The organism is Bacillus sp. PSXD-155, assembly GCF_049310765.1.
Lineage (GTDB): Bacteria > Bacillota > Bacilli > Bacillales > Bacillaceae_G > Bacillus_A > Bacillus_A cereus.
The window spans coordinates 21,069-44,885 of the sequence record NZ_JBMOWC010000030.1; the positions used below are offsets into that span (position 1 = coordinate 21,069).

Sequence of the window (23,817 nt, forward strand, 5' to 3'; positions counted from 1 at the left end):
AAAATAAATGTCATAAAACCAGGCACAGGCGTAATAAATTTTACCAAATCGAGAAGAAAAGGTGGCATGACAATATGACTGGTATAGGGTTTCTTATAATGACTGTATCGAAGTTTGGAGTTGCGGGCGCTTTTACAGTTGGTGTTACGAAAGCGATAGACTATTTTCATACCTTCGATAAAAAGAATAAGAAACAAACAAAGTCTAAAGCGCCAGCTTCACCAACTCATGATTATGAAGCAATTAGAAAGGAACTTAACGAAGAAAATGTTTAGTAGTTAATTATTTTTTAAATGGGGTGTACTTATGTTAGAACATCACAGAACTGATGAAGGGCAAGGACATCCATTTTCCGTCGAACAAGTGGGAAACACATATAAAATAAAGTTTCATCAAAATCAGTCTGAGTATCAAAATGTTGAAAAAGAGTTTAATGAGCAACTTAAGAAAGTCCCTTTTCATGTAAAAAATCTAAAAAGGGAAGTGATAAACAGCAAAAAGAAGAAAAGGTACCAGTGGTTAGAATTAGCAAAAAAAAGTATACCAATGTTGAGTGGGATTCTCATGTACGCATCACCAGCAGCTGCTCAAACAGTATCGAAGACGGCGGAAGCAGTATTAATGCCAGCAGAAATGATACAAATACTATTGGCTATTTTAATGAGCTGTATCATTATAGCAATCGGAATTGCACTAGTAGGTTCCGTATTGGCAGGAGTTTGTCGCATGTTTCGAAAACACAAGTTTGCACAGGAATGGAGCAACGATATTATTCGCGGGTTAATTCAAGTATTATTAATGCCACTCGCTATATTTTGCATCATTTTGTTATTCCACTCACTGTTTGGAAATCTAGAGTGGTATATAGATCCCGCAAGGTACTTACCTACATTTCAAGAGGCTTTGGAAACCTTATTCCCTATGCAACCGTAGCAACATCTTTCCTAATGTTTCATGTGAAAGAAGCTTATGCTATGGAAAGTGCAGGTGAACCATGGGCGCCATTTGAAGATAAGTTTCAATTCAAACTACCTACTAAAACAGAAGACCCTGCTCCATTTTCATTTATCCCTGGAAGTAATTATTTTGAAAGTGTAAGTACTCTTTTAACAGATATTAAGTCAAAAGTAACAGGAATATCAGATGCAATTGATAGTATTGATATGTTTATGAAAAATCTACCTCAACACATATATAATGGCAGTGTGATTTTGCTAAATGAAATTTTTGAGTTAGTTTCAAACGTATTGTTAAAGTTACCGGCATTTCTGTTTGAAACGACAATTATTAAAGATCAGACACTTGTATTTTTTACTATTTCATTAATTTTAATCATGATTTTATGTACTATTAATTCGATAAAAATGATGCTTCGCAAACCACATACCCCTATACGAAAAATCCTTCACAGAATTCCTCTTGCATTATTACTAACTGGTGCTGCTCCTACACTTTTTGCAAAAGGTTTCTCCTTATTAAATCTATGTTCAGATGCAATTACTGGTATTGGTGTCAGTGAAATAAAAACTGGTGAATTGGTATTAAATGGATCCTTAAGTTTAATCAATTTAATTGCACTAATAGGTTTTGATTTACTACTTATTTCTACACTTATCCCTGTTTTATTAAAAGCCGGACGGCGATGGTTTGATTTGATGTTGCTTGTAATAAGTACTCCATTAGCACTATGTACATGGATTTTTGATCAACATCGGCATTGGTTTAACCTATGGTGGAAAAATGTTAAGCAGTTATCTTTAATACAGCTTATACATGCAACATTTATTACTTTTATGGCAATTGTTCTATTTGCTACAAGGGGACTTATAGAACCAAATATGATCTTATTGAAAATTTTATTTATAATTGGTGGCTTCTATAGAGTTGCGAATCCTCCTAGGTTTTTAAAAGGTTTTCAAGATAATGGTGATGATGTGTTTTCAATAGGAAAATCGTTAAAGAGTCATTTTACAAGAATTCCTTTAAAAGGAACAGTAATGAAGCTATGGAAAAAAGGGAAGAAAAAATAAATCGAATTGGGGGATCGGTGATGTTTTTTAAACATTTCCAACGTAGATTTACTTCTCAGGCTGATGTTTTATTATCGACAATCTATTCAATAAACACTTTTGATGAAAATACAGTCAAATATGTTTTGAATTGTGATGTGAATTCAACAATAGGGTTTGAGAAAATCATTTATAAAGAAGGTTGTAACAACTATTTATCTACGCCAGTAGGAAATAACTTTGAGGTAGTTCAGGAGCAGATAGATAATAATTATGTTTTAGAACTAATCAGTGGTATGAATCTGTATGAAGTGTCCCTACAAAAAGGGAGTATATTTCCATTGAAGAATGACAAAGGGATATTTCAAAATATACAGGATGTACTGCAAGAAAGAGAAAAAATATTGATACAATTTTTAGCTCAGAAAGAGGATAAAGCAAAAGAAGACCTCATAGAGCAATACATTGATTATTTATCAGGAATTGCGAATCCATCAGATGCTTTGTTTAAACGGAAGTTCCAAAAATATGTTCATCAACTATTTGAAAGTATGAACTATCCATTAAATAAAAATTCTCAGGTGAAGGATATTGAAAACAAAATAAAGGAGCCATTATATCAATATCAGTTAATCATTGGGATCTTCGCTGAAGACGGTTCAAGAAAAGACTATTTGCAGCATGTAATTGCTAATTCATTAGAGAAAGTAACTTATTTTAATCGCCTACACATGTCTCCAATCGAAGGAACTGAGGATGTTATAGACGGTATAAAAAGCAGAAAGATTCATGTGAACCAAAATAAACAGTATATAAGTGAGAGTGAAATTTTGTCTTTGGTTGTACAGCAGGAGAGGTAAGAAATTAAAAGAGATGTTATTGGAAGGAATGAATATGCGATGATTAACCCTACAAGTAATTCAGACACAAATACAGTGTACAGTTCCGACTTTATGGAAAAAGTGGTTGAACTATTACCTTATACAAAAGAGGAACGCACTGTTCGGTTAGAAGCAGATGAGATTACATTAAAGATACTAAATGTTATGAGAGAACAAAATATCATAAAAGAATCGTGTGAAATTATCAAAATAGAAGAAGGGTCTACAATTATGCATGTAACCCTTTCAATTCCTTCTAACGTTAAATTTAGAGACATAAAAAAACATGTAGAGGATATAAGGGTAGCTGTTGGTTTAGAGGACCTACAATTATCATCTGCTTCAGAACTCAACTCAATTATGTTTAGTTTTCCAAAAGAAAAGCGAAGTGTTGTTTACTTAAGAGATATCTTAAGCAGTTCAGAGTTCTTAACGTTCTCAAAAGAGGCGAAATTACCTTTTATCATCGGTTTAGATGGACATGGAAAGCCTCTCTATGAGGACTTAACAGATACCTTACACATGCTAATAGCTGGGGCAACTGGAAGTGGAAAAACGTATTTTTTAATTGGAGTAATTTTGTCCTTATGTTTATTGAAAACGCCTTATGATTTGCATTTTTATATTATAGATCCAAAGCGTATTGATTTTAAGAAATTTAAGGATTTCCCACATGTTCAAAAAATAGTTACTGAAGTTGAGGAGTCAACAGCTGTCTTAGCTGCAGTAACTGAGGAAATGGACCGAAGATATGCATTGATGGAAGAATACGATATAGATGATTTAGTTGACTATAATGTATTACCTGATGTGGAAAAACTTCCGTATATTGTTTGTATTGTCGATGAGTTTAGTGATTTAGTCATGCAAAACCCTGATGTGAAAGACTATATTGTGCGAATTGGTCAAAAAGCAAGAGCTGCAGGTATTTATGTGATTTGCGGGACTCAAAGACCGGAAGTAAAAGTTGTAGACGGGTTAATCAAGGCGAATTTACCAACGAAAATTGCTTTTAGTTGTGGTAGTTATCATGACTACAAAACGGTTTTTGGAAGTGCACCAGGTGTGAAGTTACTTGGTAAAGGAGATGCTTTATTAAAAAGCCCTGTCATGAGCGAAGAATACGTAAGGTTTCAAAGTCCTGTAATTGATTTATCTAAAGGCAAAACTAAGGATATATTGCAAAATATATGTGATTTGTTCCCTTATGAACGTCCAAACAATGGTTTAAACATAAAGCCATTACCAACACCATACGAGCGGATAAAGTCTTACATTATAGAAACAGGGGATACGGCAGTGACACGTGTAAAACAGGAAATGAAACTAGATGTGAAAGTAGTTCGTAATATTATGGATCAGTTAGTTGATGAAGGTTTACTTATAAAAACAGGAAAAGGGAGATTTAAATTGTTAGATGAAGTAGATGAAAAAAACACGAAAATCCATTGATTATTTTAAGACAATTAAAGGGGGATTTTATTATGAAAAGTTTTGTCTCTTTTACTTATAATGCTCCTGGGTGTTTTCGAAAAGAAAAAAAGCATTTTGAAGATAATGTGTTAGCAGAGCGATTCGTATATTCTTTAATTGCTCAATCGGTTTCAGCGCTTTCTAATTATGAAGTAGAGAAATATATGCAAAGTGAAGAAGAAGAATTTGAGAAAACAATGGAGTATTTCTTTGATACAGAAGAGGGGTATTATTTAGATTTATTAATTGAAACACCCATTCAAAATAGAGAATTGAATAGATTAATAATATAAATCAGCTATGCTGGGTTTTATTTTTTGAGCTGGAAAGTTAGGTGCTTTATTTTTATGTATTTTATAAAATTTCAAATTGAAGGTGTCTTCGTTAATTAGAAAACACCTTTTGTAAAGTATTTATTTATGATGAGGGTTTTGAAGTTTATAGTACTTTTTAAGATGTATATATCCCTCATAAAAGTTAATCATATCTTTTTGGATGAATAAGTTATCAAATGTTTTGTGAACGTTATTTTCTTCATATGTATTGGCAATCAAATTAAAATTTTTAATTGCATTTTGCATTAGTGAAAGTTTGATTATTGTTTCTGTATCAATAGATTCTTTTAAAGTGAGTAGGAGTGCTATTCTTTTATCAGTTTCAGTCATAACAAATTGGCTTGCTGTACTCCAGTAATCAAATTGTTTGTTTTGCAACATTATAGGCTTATTATTGATATCGGGTGGTATCCTATGGCTATTTTTCGGAATTGGTCCATTTTTTGATGGTATGTTCCAGGTAATACTAGTAAATTTTTTATTTGCTTAGGAACCATACTTTCTAAATTTAAAGGATGTGTTTCAAAGACATTTATTTCTGAATAACGTCTCATTTGGTAACTGAAGTCATTACATATGCTCCATAATGTACTTAATTCTTCATTAACCATCGGTTCTACTTTCTTTTTAAATTCTTTTTCAGGTAAATAATTATGTACTAAGTAAAATAGAAATGCTGCAATATAAGAAAGAGAAATCGCTTGAAATAACATTCCTAAATTATAGAATACTTCTGAAGGTGCTGGAATTAGTAAAAGGAACTGGTGTGAAATAGCCCAAAGTAAACTAATAACGAAGCAGGTCCATATGATAAATTTCTGCATTATTTAACCTCCATTTCAATATCTTTATATTATTATACAACAGTCATAAGCTGTTGGGATTATTTATCATTTTACTATAAATATTCACTGTATTACCTCTTACCTTCTTAGTTTTGATAGAAGAAATTTATATACTTAAAGTAAAGGGCTTAATATCAATAAAGGGGGAGGATAATTTGGAGGTATTTAATTCAGCTGCTCCTGCACAAACAAATAATGAAGAATTACCATTCGATATTTCCTGGATGACCGATTGGATTGTAGACTGGTTTGGTTCTTTGTTTAATGGCGGCAGTGATGTAATAAAAGATGGGGGAGATAAAATAGATGGTGCAGTCCATGCGAGTGTGCCTGCATTCTTTGATATTATTTTCCTTATTCTTTCTGTAGTAATCTTAATATCATTACTAGTTTTTGGAGCTTCTTTATGGTTTAAACATATAAAGTGGAAAAAAAGATCTATATATTTTGGAGTAGGATCCTTCATTCTAATACTACTAATAAGGATTTTACCGGTGTTAATGCTGACGACACGTTCTTTTGATTTTCAAACTTTTATGAGTAATATGGTGGGTTTAATCACTTCTATAATTTTAGGGACAGCTGTATTAATGTTTTTAATATCTCTAGCACTAGGTATGCTTTATAAGAAATTTGAACATCCGAAATATGGGAAATGGAGTTCGAGTTTGAGATATAGTTCAATTTTTATATTTGTAATGACATTGATAGTACCGGCCTTGTTGCGCCATTTATAATCTATGTTTATCTGGGGGAAGGAGGGAATAGTGCAGGTAATTTCTATTATTTTTCGATGTAATTATACTAGCACTCGTTCTCCTCTAATTTTATGAATTAAGTCTTAGACATTAAAAAGAATTTTGTTGTACGGAGTTTTGGCAAAGGGGGAGAGGTACTAGTGACTACGTTTGTTGTCATGGTGAGTATATTCTTAATTCTGTTCGTAATTGGTCCTAAAGCGACTAAGAAAAAAGAAGAAAGAGATAAAATTGAAAAAGAACATAAAGAGAAAATGGAGGCTTTAGAGGAAGAAAAAATTGACTTAGATATTAATGGGACTAAAGTACGGTTACACAAGAAGCCTAAGCTAAAGAACAGTATATATAAAATAAAGAGTAATAGATAAGGGGAAATTGAATTACATTTAAAAGTAAATTAAGAGCAGGTAGCATAAAACGGATAACATTTAAATATTTGGGGGGATTACTAATGTTTAATAGAACTAAAGAATTACCAAAATATCAACAAATACATTCAGGAGTATATAAGTTTGAATTACCTTACGTTACAGGGCTATTTATGTCCACGGAATCAAATAAAGATAAAGTACGGGAGGTACAACAATTTCCTGTAGAAGTATATGTACTTAATGATAAAGACATAGCAAGAGGTATAAGCGCAAGATTTGTGATTTATGGTAATGGTAGTCGATCAGTAGGAGATCGTTATGCTCAATTGGCAACGATTTTAAGGAGAGCTTATTTTACAGCACTATTTATTCCGGATGTTCCCCAAAAAATAAAATGGATTGAATACCGTGATTCTAAAAATACAGTACTGAATAAAGAAGAAATTTTAGAAGTCGAATTAAAATGGGATGAAAAATCGGCATCTTATAGCTTTGTAGGAAATAGCTTCCTCAATAGTATTTTTGACTGAAATACCAAACGGAGAAATATTTATGAAGCAAAATCAAAATAGTTTCTATGGAAAACCGATTACAAAATATCCCTCTGTAACAGTAGAATGCAAGGATATTGAAACTGGATTTCATTTAAATGTCGGTGGTGTATATGTATTTTATTCGGTTACTGGGGTTACTTTGTATGTGGGAATGTCGAATAACTTGAGAGGACGTATCCTTGAACATTTAAAAGGCAAAAGCGAAGGTACAGAGCTTCTAAATCATTATTTTCATCGGGTAAAGGTATATCTTGTAGAAGATGAAAATGAAAGGGAATCTTATGAACATGAACTAATTAATGAATTATTTCCATTGTTCAATATTGCTGGGAATGACAGTATGCATAGAGACTTTCTGAGTCGTCTTCGTTCATTTGTAAAAGAGATTATTTCAGAACAAGAACAGAAAATTAAAGAACTTGAAAAACCGAGTGAAGAAAAAATAGATTTATTTGGTTAATTTTGTTCAGAATTTTTTAACCCCGCTTATATTTTTTTAAGCGGGGTTATGTTTTATGAATAATTTAATTACAGTCTATATTTTTATTTATCCGTACATATGCAATGTTCTCAACTAATTGATAACCTGTTTCTATTAATTGAATAATAAATTCATTCGAATTGTTTAGCTCATCGATTTCCCGTAGTAAAACAAAATCTCCTAATGTTTTCCTTTCTTTAATTGGTAGGTTCCTATTTTCAAGTATTACGTTTAAGATCCCTAATTCAATGTTAGAAAAGGTTTGCTGCTTTGTTAATTTATTAGCTAGATGAAAGGCAATTAATTGATGAAACGATCTAATGTCATAAGGGATTGGATGAGCATCCCTATAACTATTTGCTAGTTCGTTAAGTACATACAATAGATGATCAAATTCCATAGAAGATAAGGCGGAAATATCTGTAACTGGGAGTTTAGGCTTCTTTTTTCTACCAAATGGTACTTTGATACTATTCATTTTTACACTTCCTTTTTTATATTTATCTCTTCCCATTCACTTTTTTCTAAGTAAATCATCTTAATGGTGCGTCTAAGTAATTGTGAAATGGTTTTAGTAACTATGGAATCATTTAATGGATTATATAATGTCTCAACTTGTTGAGGATTTTCCATTACGAAAATAATATGGTGTTTAGATCCAGTAGCATGAACTATTTCTCCTAAACTATTTGCAATAAGGGGATTATCTTTCTTTATATGAGCAATACAGTTAGGGAGGAAAGTTTCTAACAATTTGCTTGTTTCCCAAGTGATTTCTGGTAAAACAATATCTTTTGCAGTTTCCTTAGCTTTAGGATCGCGATAAATTTGAATGTTTCTGCGTCTTTGATTAGAAGTTGGTTCTTCTTTTTGTTTTTCTAATTCGTCTAAACGCTGATTGAATGCTGCGATGGTATCAAGTAAACTTTGTAACAATGTTTGATTAAGTTCATTGGAATCTTCATTTTCATTATTTTTGATATTCGGTTGGTTCGTTGATATTTCCTGCTCCAGCTGAATTATCTTAACTAATGCAATTTCAATTAGTGTCGCTGCATATACAGAATTCTTTATTTTATACTGCACCGTTGTAAGCTCTTCAAGAATACTTGGAATCTTGGATAATGGTATTCGTTCAGCAAGGTTTATAAAGGCATTATTATAAATGGCCACTTTAAACATGTCAGTTTTTTGAGATAGATTAAATATCATGAGGTCTCTATAGTAACCGATTAAATCGCTTAAAAAGAAATCCGCTTGTTTTCTCTCTAGGATAGTTTGTAAAGAATCCAAAGTGTTGGTTAAATCTTTCTGAGTTATATAATGTATTAGTTTTTCAATATCCTGAATAGCTACTTTACCAACGACAGTTGCAACATGCTCTATTGTTACATTATTTGTTGCGTATGCGATGACTTGGTCCATTATGCTAAGAGCATTTCTTAAACCACCTTCAGCTAATTGAGATATTAAATGTAATGCTTCGTCTGTAATCTGAATTCCTTGATCATTGGAGATGAATTTTAATCTGTCAATCATTGCTTGAAGAGGTATATTTCGAAATTCGAATTGTTGGCATCTTGAAATGATAGTTTTAGGAACCTTTTGTGGGTCTGTTGTAGCCAGTATGAAAATAACATGTGCTGGTGGCTCTTCTAATGTCTTTAATAGAGCATTAAATGCAGAGTTTGAAAGCATATGCACTTCATCGATAATGTACACTTTATATTTTCCTGTAACCGGTGCTAAATGTACCTGGTCTCGTATCTGCCGTATTTCTTCTACTCCATTATTACTTGCAGCATCAAATTCTAGAATGTCGGCGAATTTATTATTATTAATATCACTACAGTTGGCACACTTTTGACAAGGTTCACCATTACTTAATGGATTTAAGCAGTTAACACCTTTTCCAATTATTTTGGCAACAGTTGTTTTTCCAGTACCCCGTGGTCCAGATAGAAGGTAGGCATGTGCTACTTTTTCTAGTTTAATCGCATTCATGATTGTCGTTTTAATATGATCTTGCCCCACTAAATTGTTAAAGCTATTTGGTCTATACGCACGGTATAGTGCAACATAATTACTCATTAATATTCCTCCCGTAAATATCAAATTTTATTAAATGGCAATCCTTTTAAATGCAAAAAAGCAGCCAAATGAGTAGAGTTACTGTTCACATTTTCATGTGTTAACTCAACCCAAAGGGCTGCTTTTAATTTAAAGAAGAAAAAACAAAAAGTAAAAAATATAAGAATATTATAACTCTTGAACTGACAAAAAGGAAGATTAAAAACTTTATGAATCGATTTGACACTCATAATTCCACATATTACTATTTAGAGGAGTTATCAGAAAATTCTTTTGTGAGAGGGGATTTAAAATGGGTGAATTAGTTTCGATTACAAAAAAGGACGGAAAAGAATCAATAGATTTATTTAAACATTACAGTGAATGTTTTGAGGAAGGAGATTCTATAGGTCAAGATAAAATATCTGATGAATTATTTACAACAGTAAAAGATGCTGTTACTCAGTATTGGTTAGAATCTACAGATTCATTACCTGATGTTGTTGATTTGTACATTATTATATCTTTAATAGAAAGTGATTCACCGAAACACAAGAAAATAGTTACACGTTTTTTCAATGACTGTAAAATTTTCTTAACAGCGAAGGAAAAGAAACAGGGTAAACGAGGGAAAATTGATCGCTTGTTAAAAGAATATAGTAAACCACAAATGAAAGAAAGACTTCAAAAGAATTTAAAAGTCGCTGGTGAAATTGAGATAGCTCAATTACAAGCAGCGTATGATCAAACAGATAATCAACAGAAGCAAATTAAAGATGTACAAGAAGTAATTGAGAAGTACGGAATGCATTTCACAATTTTCATTACTGCTTATATAAAAACTCAAGGAACAGATGATATGCATGATTTGTACTTAGAAGCTGCTCCATTCAGATACATTAACATTCTTGCAGAATTAGCAATATTTCATAAGGAGAGATATCCTAGTCAAGAAAAGGCTGAAGAGATTTCGTTTAAAGAGGAGCGGAATAAACTTCAAAGTAAGTTAAACGAGTATGAAAAAAAGTTTAATAAACAAGAAAAAATGTTAAATAAATATAAAATGGAAAATGAACATCTGAAAAAACAAAAAATCTCATCAGATGCTAAGGCATCAAGAGTTGTTAAACAAACAGAGAGGTCGGTAAATGAATTGATGACTGATTTGGCAACTGAGGAGGAAATCAAGTCAGAACAACATAAAAAAGAAGTAGCGTATTTAAATAAAATGATTGAACAAATGGCTCAAGAAATCATTCAATTGCAGAAAGAAGAAGAGCCGCAAGGAAATGTGTATAGGAATGATTTATCAGGAAAGAAAGTGGCTGTAATTGGTGGAAATAAAGAAAGATACTATAGAGAGTGCGTTGAAAAATATAATGCAGAAATTATATTTGTAGCAGAAGATCAGCATCGTAAAATAGATAGTGCAGTTAAAAAAGCTGATGTAGTCTTTTATCTAACAGAATTACTGAGTCATATATATCATGAATTAATTATCCCTGCAGCAGCTCGTTATAACACTCCTATTCGCTTTGTAAATAGTAAGGGGATTTCAGCATTTGAAAGTGCATTAAAAAGATATGCTAGTGAGTAATATGCAAAGTGATTTGTATGTTTAAGTATGATATACTAGCCTTAATGTATTTTTTGAATTTTCTTTCGTTTATTTGAGATTATGCCCTTCGGGTAAAAGATCTATGTACATTGTACATGGCATTCTTTTTCCAGGAGGGCTGTTTTCATTTGTACACAAGTATGAAAGAGAGGGAAAGCTTTTGAAGATGTCAGAAAAACAAAGTGTATTTCTACCACAAGGTTACTTTGAAGTAAAGGCAATACCTCAAGCTGAAATAGCTGATATTTACACTTCTAAGGAATTGATTGCTGATAATGGACTTGATTCATTTTATCATTTTAGCCAAGAAGACTCCTTCCTCAAGGAACGCGAAGTGAGTAGGTGGGAGATGAATTGGCTTCGGACAAGGGATGGCAGAAAGTCATCTTAATTGTTCGACATACATAAACTGTTACTTCACTACCAAACGAACGTACGTTTGTTATATAATAGAATTATATCGAAATGGGGGTGAAATGAATGTTGATCAATAAAGCATATAAATTTCGTATCTATCCAAATAAAGCACAAGCGACACTAATCAATAAAACGATTGGTTGTTCCCGTTTTGTATTTAATCACTTCCTATCTCTATGGGATCATGCATATAAAGAAACAGGAAAAGGTTTGACATATGGTACATGCTCTGTCAAACTTCCTGCCTTGAAGAAAGAGTTTGTTTGGCTAAAAGAAGTCGATAGTATTGCGATTCAGTCATCTGTTCGCAACCTTGCGGATGCTTATACACGCTTTTTCAAAAAACAAAACAGTGCCCCGCGTTTCAAATCTAAGAAGAACAACGTACAATCTTACACCACAAAACAAACAAATGAAAACATTGCCGTTGTAGGAAACAAAATGAAATTGCCAAAACTAGGTCTTGTTCGATTTGCCAAAAGTCGTGAAGTAAAAGGACGTATTGTAAATGCTACGGTTAGACGGAACCCTTCTGGTAGATACTTTGTGTCATTGTTAGTGGAAACAGAAGTGCAAGAACTTCCGAAAACAAATTCTTACATTGGAATGGATGTGGGACTAAAAGATTTCGCCATTTTGTCAGATGGAACAACCTATAAAAATCCGAAGTTTTTTCGATTACTAGAAGAGAAGTTGGCAAAAGCACAGCGTGTTCTTTCTAGAAGAATGAAAGGATCTTCTCGCTGGAATAAACAACGAGTAAAAGTAGCTAGAATTCATGAATACATGGCAAATGCTAGAAAAGATTACTTGGACAAAATCTCGACTGAAATCATCAAAAACCACGATGTTATTGGTATAGAGGATTTGCAAGTATCGAATATGTTAAAGAATCATAAGTTAGCAAAAGCAATTAGTGAGGTATCATGGTCACAGTTTCGAGCCATGTTGGAATATAAAGCAAAATGGTATGGCAAACAAGTCATTGTCGTATCGAAAACATTTGCTTCAAGCCAATTATGTTCATGTTGTGGGTATCAAAATAAAGACGTTAAAAATCTAAACCTACGTAAATGGGAGTGTCCTTCTTGTCGTACACACCATGATAGGGATATTAACGCAAGTATCAATCTAAAGAATGAAGCGATAAGGCTTCTAACCGCAAGGACTGCGGGGTTAGCCTAATCAATTAGAGTTCGATAGAACTCTTTACTTAGGAATCCTCCACTTCTAAACGAAGTGAAAGTGGGGGTAGTTCAAGGCTGCACAGCATATAGTACGACAGGCTGTGATTTTCAAATTAAGGAGAAGATATTAGGAAAGAAAATATCTAGTGCACAAGTGAAAAAAATATTGAAAGATGGAAAAACAAACATGATTAAAGGATTTAAGAAAGGGGAGGATCTTTTCGGTGCTGTGTTGTCATATAACATAGCAGCTAATAAGTTAGAGTTTAACAAGCCTGAAATTAAAGAAAAGGTGGAAAAGAAGGAAAGAACCATTCAAATTTCAATTTTTAATCAACTGTAAAACGTTGAATCTGTTTTCATTGCAGGAAGAAATGAGGTTTTAAAGTGGAGAAAGCATTATTTAATGTAATTGGAATAACACTGGGGTTCTGTGTATTTATTACTGCGTGTTCAAAATCAGATACTACGTCTTCTAAATCTAATGAACTAAAAAGTGAAGTAGTTGAAAAGGAAAGCAGCAAAAAAGAACTTGAAAAAGAGGATACCAAGACATATGAATCGTTATTTGCTACAAATGCCCCGTTAATGACACAAGAAGGACCAGGTAAATACGCAAAGGAAAGGGCACTCTCATCAGAAGAAATGAATGAACTTAATCAGGAATTGATAAAATTACCAAAGGATTTAAGTGCAGAACAAATATACGTACAATTACTAAATTTACAAGCGCAAATTTATAAAGAAGCTGTAAGTAAACTGGAGGGAATTATCCCTGAATTAGCGATTAAAGAACAAAATAATGACAATGTACATTCTATAAAGCCAAAAGAAAAATCCCTGAATGTGGAGATTTTACTTGATGCAAGCGGTAGTATGGCTGGTAAAGTTAATGGTCAAGTTAAAATGGAAGCAGCTAAGAAAGCTATTTACAACTATCTTGATAAGATTCCGAATAATGCAAATGTAATGTTAAGAGTTTATGGACATAAAGGAAGTAATAATGAAAATGATAAAAGTTTATCCTGTGGATCTTCGGAGGTAATGTATCCATTACAGCCTTATAAAAAGGAGCAATTTAATGCTGCTTTATCCAATTTTGGTCCGAAGGGGTGGACGCCGTTAGCATCCGCTATTGAGTCTGTAAATGATGATTTTAAAGAGTATACCGGTGAGGAAAACCTAAATGTAGTATATATTGTGAGTGATGGAGAAGAGACTTGTGGGGGAGATCCAGTCAATGCTGCCAAAAATCTCAACCAATCTAGTACTCATGCAGTTGTAAATATTATTGGATTTGATGTGAAAAATAGTGAACAACAGCAATTAAAGAATACAGCAGAAGCAGGAAAAGGAAATTATGCGACAGTAAGTACTGCTGACGAATTATATCAAACTCTTAATACAGAGTATGAAAAACTATATAAGGAATGGGAAAATTGGAAGATTAATCAATACTTCAGTCTGAATACGCAGTGGGCAGATTTATTTATGAATATTAAAAAGGCTCATATGGAGATTAATGATGTAATTAATAAAGAGCATTATAACTTAAAGAATAATATTTCTTACTTAAGTGAGAAAGAAATTATTGATAATAATAAAAAGCTCAGTCTTGAAAAACTTATTAAACTTCGTTTTGATACATTAACTAGTTATTATAATGATAGAGAAAAGGAGTTAATAAATCTTATAACTGAAAATGAAAAGAAAATGAAACAACACTTGGAGCAATCTAAACCATAATGAAAAGGTGTTAGTATATAAATGATTTATAATTTATTAGGGGGAATATTATTATGAAAGCAACTGGAATTGTTCGAAAGGTTGATGAATTAGGAAGAGTTGTAATACCTAAAGAATTGAGAGATACACTAGGTATAGGGATTAAATCACCGTTAGAAATTTTTGTTGATAATGAAAATATAATTTTAAAAAGATACTCGCCTTATAATGCTTGCCAAATCACTGGAGAGGTATCTGAAAAAAATATAACTTTAGCAGATGGCAAAATTACTTTAAGTCCTAATGGAGCTAAACATTTAGCTGAAGAACTAGAAAAATTTTTGGTGAAATAGGTTTAATATCCAAACATTTCATTTGCAGCAAGTACAATCTGTAAAAATGGATGTTTACTAGGATAGAATGGTATTTAAAAAGATTGTGTGAATTTCTAATAATCAAGACCAAAAATGAATAGGCTTAGATAAATTAAAGGACATTACATATTTAATATGTAATGTCCTTTCTTATGTACTTAAAGCACATATTACTTTAGGTACATTTATTCATAGTTCTCTTCTTTTAAACAAAGTTCGATGAATGCAAAAATATTCTTTGCCTCGATAGCACGCCTTCCATAGTCATGGTAATAGTATAAAACCTGTCCTGTAAACCCAGCTTCAGAGGGATCTGTATCAATGCAAAGGTAATCTCCGCCACCATTTTCTGCAATTGGAATCCACTTAGAATTCCAAAGAGCTGGTTTAAGCTCTTTTTCAATATCTGGCTCTAAATCATCATCAGGGTCGAATTCTTCCTGTAAAAATTCCCAATTAGCTATAATTTCAGAAATGGGAGACAGAGTCAAATTTCTTACAAATGGATTCACCCCAGGTTCCCAAATTTGTCCGTTATACACTCTGTAAAAGCTCTTCATTTCTTCAGGGAGTGTAAGACCCAGTGTATCCTCAATAAGTTGAAAATCTTCATCACTTGCACCTGGCTGAAGATTTAACGATTCTTTAAAGTTACTTTCAGAATTTGATCCTCTTTCGATAATACGTTGCCACAACCATTCAGCTTGATTTATCATGCTATTTATCCACCTCGTCTCAAACTTAATACCTTCACTACAGGATTGGAGACTATGATTATCTTTATTTTATAGCCTTTTTAAATTTACGACCAAAAGTAATTAACATACCTGCAAGGATTGCTAATATACCTACAGCGGTACTATTATTTGAACTTGCACCTGTTTTTGGAAGCTCTTTTATAGTATCTTTTTTATTATCCAAAGTACTACTAGTGTTGTTATTGTCAGAGACGTTTCCGGTAGTAGTAGTACTATTGTCAGGACCTTCTCCAGAATTAGTATTGTTATTACTATTATCAGAACCATTTCCAGAATTAGAGTTGTTATTATTATTGTCAGAACCATTTCCAGAATTAGAGTTGTTATTACTATTATCAGAACCGTTTTCAGTGTCTGTATCTTTTACAGTTACTTTTTGTGTGGCCGTTACTTCATTTCCACTTGCATCACGAACTAGAAACTTAACTTCGAAATTACCTGCTTTAGATGTATCAACTTCGCCCATATGAATTACTTTGTCAGTAATATCGCCATCTTCTTTATCGATAGCTTTAACGCCAGAAAGTGGGTTGTATTTATCCCCGACATGAATAGTTACTTCAGTAGGTACAGTTAAAACTGGATCTTCATCTTTTGTTTCTACTTTTTGTTTTACTATAACAGTTTGCTTAGCGATAACTGTATGCCCATTAGAGTCTGAAACTGTATAAGTTAACTCATAAGTACCAGGTTTAGAAGCATCAACGCTGCCATCAACTGTTACTTTATTAATAATATCGCCGTCTTCATTATCAATAGCTTTAACGCCAGAAAGTGGATTGAATGTATCCCCTACATTAATCGTTGTTTTAGTAGGTACTGTTAATTTCGGTTCCATATCGGGAGTTTCTTCATTTTCTTTTACAATTACAGATTGTGTAGCTGTTGCATTAACTCCTTTAGAATCAACGACCCAATATTCTACAATGTATTTACCGGGTTTAGAAGTATCTACATTACCTTTATATTTAATTTTATTAGTTAAATTACCATCTTCCTTATCTGATGCAGATACACCAGCCATTGGATCAAATTCTTCACCGACGCTAAGTGACGTAGTAAATGGAACAGTTAATACAGGTGCTTCATTTTTTGTTTCTACTTTCTGTTTCACAGTAATAGTTTGTTTAGCAGTAACTGTATGCCCATTAGAGTCTGAAACTGTATAGGTTAACTCATAAGTACCAGGTTTAGAAGTATCCACGCTGCCATCAACTGTTACTTTATCAGTAATGTCGCCATCTTCATTATCAATAGCTTTAACACCTGTCATTGGGTCAAATTTATCGCCGACATTGATAGTAGTCTTAGTAGGTGCTGTTAAAACTGGGACCTCATCTTTAGGCACTACTGTTTGTTTGACAGTAACAGTTTGTTTAGCAGTAACTTTGTGTCCTTTAGAGTCTGAAACTGTATAAGTTAACTCATAAGTGCCAGGTTTAGAAGTATTCACGCTGCCATCAACTGTTACTTTATCAGTAATGTCGCCATCTTCATTATCAATAGCTTTAACACCTGTCATTGGGTTAAATTTATCTCCTACATTGATAGTTGCTCCAGTAGGTACAGTTAATTTTGGTTCCATATCGGGAGTTTCTTCATTTTCTTTTACAATTACGGATCGTGTAGCTGTCGCATTAACTCCTTTAGAATCAACAACCCAATATTCTACAATGTATTTACCAGGTTTAGAAGTATCTACATTACCTTTATATTTAACTTTATTAGTTAAATTACCATCTTCCTTATCAGTTGCAGACACATCTGACATCGGATCGAATTCTTCGCCAACTTGAAGTGACGTAGTAAATGGAACAGTTAATACAGGTGCTTCATTTTTTGTTTCTACTTTCTGTTTCACAGTAACAGTTTGTTTAGCGGTAACTTTGTGTCCTTTAGAGTCTGAAACTGTATAAGTTAATTCGTAAGTACCAGGTTTAGAAGTATCCACGCTACCGTCAACTGTTACTTTATCAGTAATATTGCCGTCTTCTTTATCAGTAGCAGATACTCCCGTCATAGGGTTAAATTTATCTCCTTCAGTAATTGTGGCTGCAGCAGGTACTTTGAGTTCTGGTGCTTCATCTGTCTCTGTAACTTTCTCTCTTACAATTAATGTAGCGACTGTATTTACTGTGTTTCCAAAAGAGTCTGTCACCTTATAATACACTTTATAAGTACCTGGCTTATTTACAGATCCAGTATAATACTCATATTCTACTTTAGAAGTGATATCTCCATCCTCAGGGTCAGTAGCTTTAACGCCAACCATTGGATCAAATTGTTCACCTTCAGTAATTACAAATTCATCTGGAGTTGTAATTACTGGGGACTGGTCTATTACTGTTATAGTTCTAGTTTTTAGATCCATTTTTCCCTGAGAATCCATTAGGTAATACGTTATATAGTACGTACCAGGCTTACTTGTATCTAGCCCATTATCATAAGTAATTTTATGAGTCAGATTTCCTTCTTCAGAATCTGACCCAGTTACACCTTCCATTGGATCAAATGTATCACCTATATTAAGTGTAATTTTATCGCGCAGTATTAATATTGTTGGAGCAGTATTAGTAACGTGCTTATATCTCACTGCTACACGTTGCTTTTGAACAACAGTATTACCTTCATCATCTGAAACGGTAAAGGTTAATTCATAATCTCCCATTTTAGTTAAATCTACTTTTTCATCGCCTGTATAAGTTATTTTTGATGTAATATCCTTACCGTTTTTATCTTTGGCCCATACATCTTTCATAGGATCAAATGAATCACCTACAAAAACAACATTTTGAGGAGGGACAAACAATGTAAGTTGCTTGTCTTCTGCTCTTTCCTGTACTGGCTCACTTGCTTTTAATGAATCTGTCGTTTGTGCACTTGCGTTACCTGCCCCTGCAATCATTGATGTAGCTAATGTTGCTGTTGCTACAAATCCTACTAGTTTTTTTGATTTGGATGTTGAATTCCCCATATATAAGCCCCTTCCAATACTTGAACAATTAGTATTTTTTAAATATTCAATGATATTTTAACATAATTTATCCAGTATATGTATAATTTGATTGATTTATATCTAAATATTAAAAATCTTCAACTCTAGATTAGCTCTTTAAAATCATATTAATTGAAAGAAACATTGGGTAGCCAATAAGGGAAGTTGTTTACAACCGTAATACATGTTTTCAGATTTTTATAACAATCAAAATCCCTCTTGATAATTGTAAATTTATATATTTTATTTTTGTAGTATATGATATGTTTCCATATGTTAATAAAAATACTTATAAAAAGGAGTATACATAATGAAAGCGAAGAAACTAATATGTTTAGCGCTTACTATCATGCTATTAGGGGTAGGTTGTGAAGCAGGGAAAGACTATTCTAAATCTAACAGGGGGAAAGAAGTAATGGAGGAACTGGAGAATAAAAACTCTAGTTATGACGAAGAACTGTATGCTTTAGGGGATGCTTTAAAAGATTCTGAAGATATCCTAAACTATCTTGTCGAATCTGATGATCTGGTATTGCATAAAGACGAGTACAGAGACGCACTTTATGACTTAGAGAGCATTGCTATAGAAATTGGAGACCTAAAGCCTGATAACGGGTTTAAGGAACTACATAAAGAAATCATTAAGTATATGGAAAAGTATCGAGAAGGTATAAACATACAGCTTAAAAGAATAGACCCAAAAGATAGAGATTTCCTTGATGGGCGATTAAAAATGAGTACTGCTAAGATAGGGTATTTGCAGACAATTTATAAAATGACTAAAAAATACGAAAAAGAAACGAAATAAGTATCAAACTATGTGTATTGCAAAAGGGTAAAGGGTTTATTAAGGAGGCTTCTCTTTATCGAATAAATCCTTTTTGAAAGTGGGGAGAGTATACTAGATATAATTAAAGAAACGAAAGGGGATTATAATTTGCAAACATATACATGGAATCTTGGTGATGCATCACTTACATTTCAAAACGGTACTATGGTTCCATTTCAAAAGGGGGAGCTTGCTACTACGACTCGTGACATGATGTATTTTTTTACGACGTTCTTTTACAAGTGCGTCAGGAAACACGTCGTATCTTGGTTCGTAATCATCCAACAGCGCATTATATTGCGGACGCGATTCATGCAATGATCCATCACCCCACAAAGGCAGAGGGGTACTTGTTAGAAAACACAAGAAGTACTCCTGATTATATTCGTAAAGTCTGGTATCATCAAATGGAAATTGCTGATTTATTCTGGCGAGATATGTTTATTCGGCTTGAAAAATATCAGCATGAGGTAAAGAAATCATATGAAGAAACAGTAACAGAAACTACAGAATATAAAATAACCATTGGTACCATTCCAACTGATTCAGAATCCAATAGTAATTTTGTTTGGTATATTAATGGGGTAACGCAGGAGAAATTACAAGAACTTGCAACAGTCGTTCAGAATTTTACTGCGGATACCATCCATCTATACAATCATGGTGTAGAAAAAGAAGTAAGATAACATAAGAATAGAGGGGAGGTTTTGATTATACTTTTTCAAAACTTGCGCTCTATTCTTTTTTTATATGAAGGTTACTTGTAATAATCCTATCAAACTCTATTTTAAAACTACATGAGGGTATTTTCGTTATAGGACTGTTTACGTCTAAAATAACGTTGTTTAATAAATGTAATTAATGACATTGAATTATACTTCTTTTCAATATGTGACAGATTACCTAGATAAGTATCTATTTCATTGTTATAGCTTTCATTTTGTTTACTTAGAAATGTGAAATACATTTCAGATATTTTATTTTCAGTGTTTGTACAGAACTCATGAAATTCATTACTTTCTACTTTTAGATTAAAGAAACCATTTTTTACGTTAAATCCAACTTTTGTATAAAAACCTATTAAATATTCTTCATCAAAGGCCATGCTAATCATTCCATTGAAGAGGAGTCCATAACCAGGATAGCTAAAATATGCCCATCTGTATATGGAATATACCATAGCAGTTCCAACCCCATTTCCAATATGATTTGCATCTAAACTGGTAATAGTAATTTCAATTTTGTTTTCTGATTGATCTTTTTGAATACGACATGAAGCAGTTCCGACCCTTGAGTTATTAACAAGGTCGTGAAATTGCATGTCGAAGGAAATATACTGAAACTCACATCGTTCACTAATACTAATAAATGAACATTTTAATTTTTGGCCATTAGTAGTCATTATGATTGGAAGTGTAGTCAACATAGAATAAATTACACCCTTTCTACATAATAGTTAATCCTGCGATTTTTGATTAATGAAACTCCCAGTATAAAATTGGGCGAGGCAAAGAAGTTAGGCGGGAGATCAACTGCTAGCAAAAGACTGACGGATTCAGCTGAATATATGAACTTAAGGACACATGAGTCCAACTTAATGTAATAAAAAAAGAGCCATATATGATGGTATGGCTCCTTTTAAGTATTAAAATGTTTCTCCATGTTCCCTCATTACGTAATGGATAGAGCTATCCTGTACTTTTGGTGCAAATGTTTCTCCATGCTCAGCATTTTGAGTAATGTTGTTTGAAGTGAAGCTAAATCCGAAAACGGCTACTAATCCTAGAGTGATACCTAAAACTTGAATTACTTTCTTCATTATTTTAGTGCCTCCTTTTTACGTAGTTTTTCTTCGGCTTCGTGTGACTTAAAGAAATATTGATTTGCTTTATCTTGTTGGTTAGATGAGTAGAATTTTAAAGCCAATTGTTTCGAGTAGTCATGAACGAACCCTAATAAACCTTCTTGTTCAAAGTACTCAATTCCTTCTGCGATTGTATTTTCGGACTTTTCTGTAGATTCTTTCGAGTTTAGTGCGCTTAATATTGAGAAGTGGTGTTTATATTCCGTGTTATTGATACGATTGCATGCTTCTATTCCAGTTTCAATAAATTTTAATGACTCTTCTGTATTTCCGAGTTTGTAGTTTTCTCTTGCAATAAGGAAAATTGCTTTATAACTCTTTTCTGGAGTATCGATAGCTGTTGTTAGGTTTCGTATAGCTGCTTCTGAAAGATCTTGCTCAGCATATAGAAAACCTAAGTTATGTCTAACTTTAAGGCCTAACATGGTGTTGTGTTTTTTTGTAACGATATCTAAAGCCTTAATAAAATATTCTTCCGCATATTCATATTGTTTAAGTGATGTGCATGTTAATCCAAGGATATTATTACAAGCTGCTATATTAAGTTCATATCCTGTTTCAGGTTCGAAGAATTTTAAAGCACGGTTTGCATACTTCACTGCTTCTAATGGTTGTCTTACCTGATAGTAAAAAGCAGCTACTTTATAATAGAATTCAGCTTTCTCAATCTCATCAGGGATATTTGCGATTAATTGTTTTGCCTTATCGAAATACTCACCAGCTTTTTTATATTCTCCAATTTCTGTGTTATGAATTGCCTTAAAGAAGTTGTAATAATAATTTAAAAGTTCTTCACTAGGTTTATTAAAATCTTCAATTTTTTCAAGCGATTTTTTAGAGCCTTCATAATCTTTGTTTAACATATTATGTCTAAACTCTAATAAAGAGTAATATAAAAGTATGTTTTGATTTTCTTCAATTTTATCAATCTTATTTTTTATTTCTCCAAATAAATTAGTTGATTTTTCATGATCAAGTTCGCGAATAGAGTCATGCCAGTTACTTAAAAGCTCTGTAATTTCACTTAATGTTACTGTTGCAGCTCCCATATAAACCCCTCCTATTATATATTGTGCGATTTCTCATTATTGTATCAAAATTGTTAATATTTAGGTATCTAGAAAAATATTTCTCAACAATTTTCTATTGACTTCTCCGAAAAAAAGTATTGTTTTCGAGTTTTTCAGACTGTAACATCTATGAATAAAATCAGAAAAATTCCTTGTGAAGATAATTGACCTTAGCAGAATGGAGAGCAGGTTAGTTAAATATGACCTAGTTTTGAATACGCCTGGTTCTTTTTAAGAATAGGTTGATATTATTTTACTGTCGCTTAGTTTCGTAGAATTATTTGTATATATTTAAAGTGAAGGACAAGTTACCGATAGTAACCTGTTAGATAAAGAGTTATTTTTATATTTATAATTAAAGGGGGGATTTGTAGAAAAGTGAATCTAGTTTTGTATGCGATTCTCATGATAGTTATAGCAATAATGTTTAATCTAGGAATTCTGTTTTGGGGAAGAGTAAGGAGAAATTATAAAAAGCACCATTTGCATAATACTAATCTTAAGAAAAGGGAGAAATGACATTTGTCTATTTTTGATAGATTATTATTTTTTTTTTATGTTTTAAGCATGGTTGCTTTATTATTCTGTGATGTTTTAGGAATTAATGTGTTTTTTAGTTTTTCTACAATGATAATAAATATGGTTTGTTCATGTTGTCTATATATTCATTATGTGAAAAGAAGGAATAGAGAAGTCCTTTATGTTATTTAAAAGTAACTGGTAGAAATTTGTGAACATACTTAGTAGTCAATTCTGAGAATATTAATTGTGGGGGAAAAAGATGAAATGGGGAATAGAAGCAATAAAAAGTTATGAATTAAATTGTAATGGTTTAGAACGTTTTACTTTTTTAGGGGAAGAATACCAAAGTACCAATTGGAGTTACTTATCCCTCTCTCATCTTCAAAATTTCCTGGAAACATCGGGTTTGGATAGAGATATGATTTTAGAACTGCTGCCAATTAATTTTAAAGGCATTGTATGGAATTCTCTCGAAAGCGAGGACTTGGAATTTCTAAATACTTTAACGAACCCTAATAGATGTTTGGAAATTTTAGATAGGTATAACTTAATGGATTCTGCAGCAGCTTATACACCAAGCATGGAATATAAACTGAGATGGTTAAAAGAGCGCTGGGTGAAAGGATATTATGTTTTCGCCAACTGTTAAGATAAGACTTGAATAATAGAAAGGAGGATACA

Annotated in this window: 29 protein-coding genes; 20 read left to right on the plus strand and 9 right to left on the minus strand. The window is 32.6% G+C overall.

Annotated features, from left to right (window positions below; translation table 11 throughout):
• Nucleotides 1-74: 74 nt before the first annotated feature.
• Genes ACO6VI_RS24100 through ACO6VI_RS24125 form a run of 6 tightly spaced genes read left to right on the plus strand, consistent with a single transcriptional unit; the run spans nucleotide 75 to nucleotide 4,656 of the window.
• Nucleotides 75-275 carry a hypothetical protein gene (locus ACO6VI_RS24100; RefSeq protein WP_000145720.1) on the plus strand — a complete coding sequence of 67 codons (201 nt, stop codon included), beginning with the start codon at nucleotides 75-77 and terminating at the stop codon, nucleotides 273-275.
• Nucleotides 276-306: 31 nt separating this feature from the next.
• Nucleotides 307-933, plus strand: coding sequence for a hypothetical protein (locus ACO6VI_RS24105; RefSeq protein WP_422424270.1), 627 nt, complete (start codon nucleotides 307-309; stop codon nucleotides 931-933).
• A gap of 41 nt (nucleotides 934-974) precedes the next feature.
• Nucleotides 975-2,030 (plus strand): hypothetical protein, encoded by a 1,056-nt coding sequence (locus ACO6VI_RS24110; protein WP_422424272.1) that lies wholly within the window; start codon nucleotides 975-977, stop codon nucleotides 2,028-2,030.
• Between the two features lie 20 nt (nucleotides 2,031-2,050).
• On the plus strand, nucleotides 2,051-2,869 hold the full coding sequence (locus ACO6VI_RS24115; protein ID WP_422424273.1) for a hypothetical protein: 819 nt from the start codon (nucleotides 2,051-2,053) through the stop codon (nucleotides 2,867-2,869).
• 39 nt (nucleotides 2,870-2,908) lie between these two features.
• Nucleotides 2,909-4,342, plus strand: coding sequence for an FtsK/SpoIIIE domain-containing protein (locus ACO6VI_RS24120; protein ID WP_422424275.1), 1,434 nt, complete (start codon nucleotides 2,909-2,911; stop codon nucleotides 4,340-4,342).
• Between the two features lie 32 nt (nucleotides 4,343-4,374).
• Nucleotides 4,375-4,656: a hypothetical protein gene (locus ACO6VI_RS24125; protein WP_047956844.1), complete on the plus strand. Its 282-nt coding sequence runs from the start codon at nucleotides 4,375-4,377 to the stop codon at nucleotides 4,654-4,656.
• Nucleotides 4,657-4,776: 120 nt separating this feature from the next.
• Here the strand turns inward: ACO6VI_RS24125 and ACO6VI_RS24130 are convergent, their stop codons facing one another.
• Complete coding sequence (locus ACO6VI_RS24130) at nucleotides 4,777-5,076, minus strand: hypothetical protein (RefSeq protein ID WP_422424277.1); 300 nt, start codon at nucleotides 5,074-5,076, stop codon at nucleotides 4,777-4,779.
• Nucleotides 5,077-5,078: 2 nt separating this feature from the next.
• Nucleotides 5,079-5,522: a hypothetical protein gene (locus ACO6VI_RS24135; protein WP_422424279.1), complete on the minus strand. Its 444-nt coding sequence runs from the start codon at nucleotides 5,520-5,522 to the stop codon at nucleotides 5,079-5,081.
• A gap of 158 nt (nucleotides 5,523-5,680) precedes the next feature.
• Here ACO6VI_RS24135 and ACO6VI_RS24140 point away from each other — a divergent pair, with 158 nt between their 5' ends.
• The 4 genes from ACO6VI_RS24140 (at nucleotide 5,681) to ACO6VI_RS24155 (ending at nucleotide 7,686) form a co-directional block, all read left to right on the plus strand.
• A complete protein-coding gene (locus ACO6VI_RS24140) occupies nucleotides 5,681-6,280 on the plus strand; it encodes a hypothetical protein (protein ID WP_202626590.1) in 600 nt (199 codons plus the stop codon).
• Between the two features lie 161 nt (nucleotides 6,281-6,441).
• Nucleotides 6,442-6,669, plus strand: coding sequence for a hypothetical protein (locus tag ACO6VI_RS24145; protein WP_078399578.1), 228 nt, complete (start codon nucleotides 6,442-6,444; stop codon nucleotides 6,667-6,669).
• Between the two features lie 83 nt (nucleotides 6,670-6,752).
• Nucleotides 6,753-7,202, plus strand: a complete 450-nt coding sequence (locus ACO6VI_RS24150; RefSeq protein WP_161520614.1) for a hypothetical protein — start codon at nucleotides 6,753-6,755, stop codon at nucleotides 7,200-7,202.
• 22 nt (nucleotides 7,203-7,224) lie between these two features.
• Complete coding sequence (locus tag ACO6VI_RS24155) at nucleotides 7,225-7,686, plus strand: GIY-YIG nuclease family protein (RefSeq protein ID WP_098940282.1); 462 nt, start codon at nucleotides 7,225-7,227, stop codon at nucleotides 7,684-7,686.
• 64 nt (nucleotides 7,687-7,750) lie between these two features.
• Here the strand turns inward: ACO6VI_RS24155 and ACO6VI_RS24160 are convergent, their stop codons facing one another.
• Both ACO6VI_RS24160 and dnaX read right to left on the minus strand, forming a co-directional pair.
• Nucleotides 7,751-8,185 (minus strand): hypothetical protein, encoded by a 435-nt coding sequence (locus tag ACO6VI_RS24160; protein ID WP_161520613.1) that lies wholly within the window; start codon nucleotides 8,183-8,185, stop codon nucleotides 7,751-7,753.
• Between the two features lie 2 nt (nucleotides 8,186-8,187).
• A complete protein-coding gene (dnaX, locus tag ACO6VI_RS24165) occupies nucleotides 8,188-9,798 on the minus strand; it encodes a DNA polymerase III subunit gamma/tau (RefSeq protein ID WP_161520612.1) in 1,611 nt (536 codons plus the stop codon).
• 292 nt (nucleotides 9,799-10,090) lie between these two features.
• On the opposite strand from dnaX, the gene ACO6VI_RS24170 reads away from it, so the two are divergent.
• The 6 genes from ACO6VI_RS24170 to ACO6VI_RS24195 all read left to right on the plus strand — a co-directional run bounded on the left by ACO6VI_RS24170 (nucleotide 10,091) and on the right by ACO6VI_RS24195 (nucleotide 15,077).
• Nucleotides 10,091-11,374, plus strand: coding sequence for a DUF2325 domain-containing protein (locus ACO6VI_RS24170; protein ID WP_161520611.1), 1,284 nt, complete (start codon nucleotides 10,091-10,093; stop codon nucleotides 11,372-11,374).
• A 181-nt stretch (nucleotides 11,375-11,555) separates the two neighbouring features.
• On the plus strand, nucleotides 11,556-11,786 hold the full coding sequence (locus ACO6VI_RS24175; RefSeq protein ID WP_237655476.1) for a hypothetical protein: 231 nt from the start codon (nucleotides 11,556-11,558) through the stop codon (nucleotides 11,784-11,786).
• An 89-nt stretch (nucleotides 11,787-11,875) separates the two neighbouring features.
• The gene (gene tnpB / locus ACO6VI_RS24180) at nucleotides 11,876-12,997 is read left to right on the plus strand and encodes an IS200/IS605 family element RNA-guided endonuclease TnpB (RefSeq protein ID WP_106075323.1); all 1,122 of its coding nucleotides are present in this window, start codon (nucleotides 11,876-11,878) and stop codon (nucleotides 12,995-12,997) included.
• Between the two features lie 60 nt (nucleotides 12,998-13,057).
• Nucleotides 13,058-13,342 carry a topoisomerase C-terminal repeat-containing protein gene (locus ACO6VI_RS24185; RefSeq protein WP_223266048.1) on the plus strand — a complete coding sequence of 95 codons (285 nt, stop codon included), beginning with the start codon at nucleotides 13,058-13,060 and terminating at the stop codon, nucleotides 13,340-13,342.
• Between the two features lie 44 nt (nucleotides 13,343-13,386).
• Nucleotides 13,387-14,745 (plus strand): VWA domain-containing protein, encoded by a 1,359-nt coding sequence (locus tag ACO6VI_RS24190; RefSeq protein WP_161520610.1) that lies wholly within the window; start codon nucleotides 13,387-13,389, stop codon nucleotides 14,743-14,745.
• Between the two features lie 53 nt (nucleotides 14,746-14,798).
• Nucleotides 14,799-15,077 (plus strand): AbrB/MazE/SpoVT family DNA-binding domain-containing protein, encoded by a 279-nt coding sequence (locus ACO6VI_RS24195; protein WP_000648287.1) that lies wholly within the window; start codon nucleotides 14,799-14,801, stop codon nucleotides 15,075-15,077.
• Nucleotides 15,078-15,283: 206 nt separating this feature from the next.
• Here the strand turns inward: ACO6VI_RS24195 and ACO6VI_RS24200 are convergent, their stop codons facing one another.
• Together ACO6VI_RS24200 and ACO6VI_RS24205 are read right to left on the minus strand one after the other, a co-directional pair.
• The gene (locus tag ACO6VI_RS24200) at nucleotides 15,284-15,814 is read right to left on the minus strand and encodes an SMI1/KNR4 family protein (protein ID WP_048539380.1); all 531 of its coding nucleotides are present in this window, start codon (nucleotides 15,812-15,814) and stop codon (nucleotides 15,284-15,286) included.
• 64 nt (nucleotides 15,815-15,878) lie between these two features.
• A complete protein-coding gene (locus ACO6VI_RS24205; protein ID WP_161520608.1) occupies nucleotides 15,879-18,830 on the minus strand; it encodes an immunoglobulin-like domain-containing protein in 2,952 nt (983 codons plus the stop codon).
• Between the two features lie 331 nt (nucleotides 18,831-19,161).
• Between ACO6VI_RS24205 and ACO6VI_RS24210 the strand changes: the two genes are divergently transcribed.
• From ACO6VI_RS24210 to ACO6VI_RS24220, 3 genes are all read left to right on the plus strand, one after another.
• Nucleotides 19,162-19,659 (plus strand): hypothetical protein, encoded by a 498-nt coding sequence (locus ACO6VI_RS24210; protein ID WP_161520607.1) that lies wholly within the window; start codon nucleotides 19,162-19,164, stop codon nucleotides 19,657-19,659.
• Nucleotides 19,660-19,788: 129 nt separating this feature from the next.
• Nucleotides 19,789-20,001, plus strand: coding sequence for a hypothetical protein (locus ACO6VI_RS24215; RefSeq protein ID WP_202626589.1), 213 nt, complete (start codon nucleotides 19,789-19,791; stop codon nucleotides 19,999-20,001).
• Complete coding sequence (locus ACO6VI_RS24220; protein ID WP_237655474.1) at nucleotides 19,947-20,366, plus strand: hypothetical protein; 420 nt, start codon at nucleotides 19,947-19,949, stop codon at nucleotides 20,364-20,366. The genes ACO6VI_RS24215 and ACO6VI_RS24220 overlap by 55 nt, the downstream gene beginning before the upstream one ends.
• A 107-nt stretch (nucleotides 20,367-20,473) precedes the next feature.
• Here the strand turns inward: ACO6VI_RS24220 and ACO6VI_RS24225 are convergent, their stop codons facing one another.
• From ACO6VI_RS24225 to ACO6VI_RS24235, 3 genes are all read right to left on the minus strand, one after another.
• On the minus strand, nucleotides 20,474-21,106 hold the full coding sequence (locus ACO6VI_RS24225; protein WP_161520606.1) for a GNAT family N-acetyltransferase: 633 nt from the start codon (nucleotides 21,104-21,106) through the stop codon (nucleotides 20,474-20,476).
• 219 nt (nucleotides 21,107-21,325) lie between these two features.
• Nucleotides 21,326-21,499: a hypothetical protein gene (locus ACO6VI_RS24230; protein WP_000755959.1), complete on the minus strand. Its 174-nt coding sequence runs from the start codon at nucleotides 21,497-21,499 to the stop codon at nucleotides 21,326-21,328.
• Entirely contained in the window at nucleotides 21,499-22,593 is a 1,095-nt protein-coding gene (locus ACO6VI_RS24235; RefSeq protein WP_161520605.1) for a Rap family tetratricopeptide repeat protein, read from the minus strand. Before ACO6VI_RS24235 ends, ACO6VI_RS24230 begins: the two co-directional genes overlap by 1 nt.
• 802 nt (nucleotides 22,594-23,395) lie before the next feature.
• Here ACO6VI_RS24235 and ACO6VI_RS24240 point away from each other — a divergent pair.
• Entirely contained in the window at nucleotides 23,396-23,785 is a 390-nt protein-coding gene (locus ACO6VI_RS24240; protein WP_074651321.1) for a hypothetical protein, read from the plus strand.
• Nucleotides 23,786-23,817: the final 32 nt, after the last annotated feature.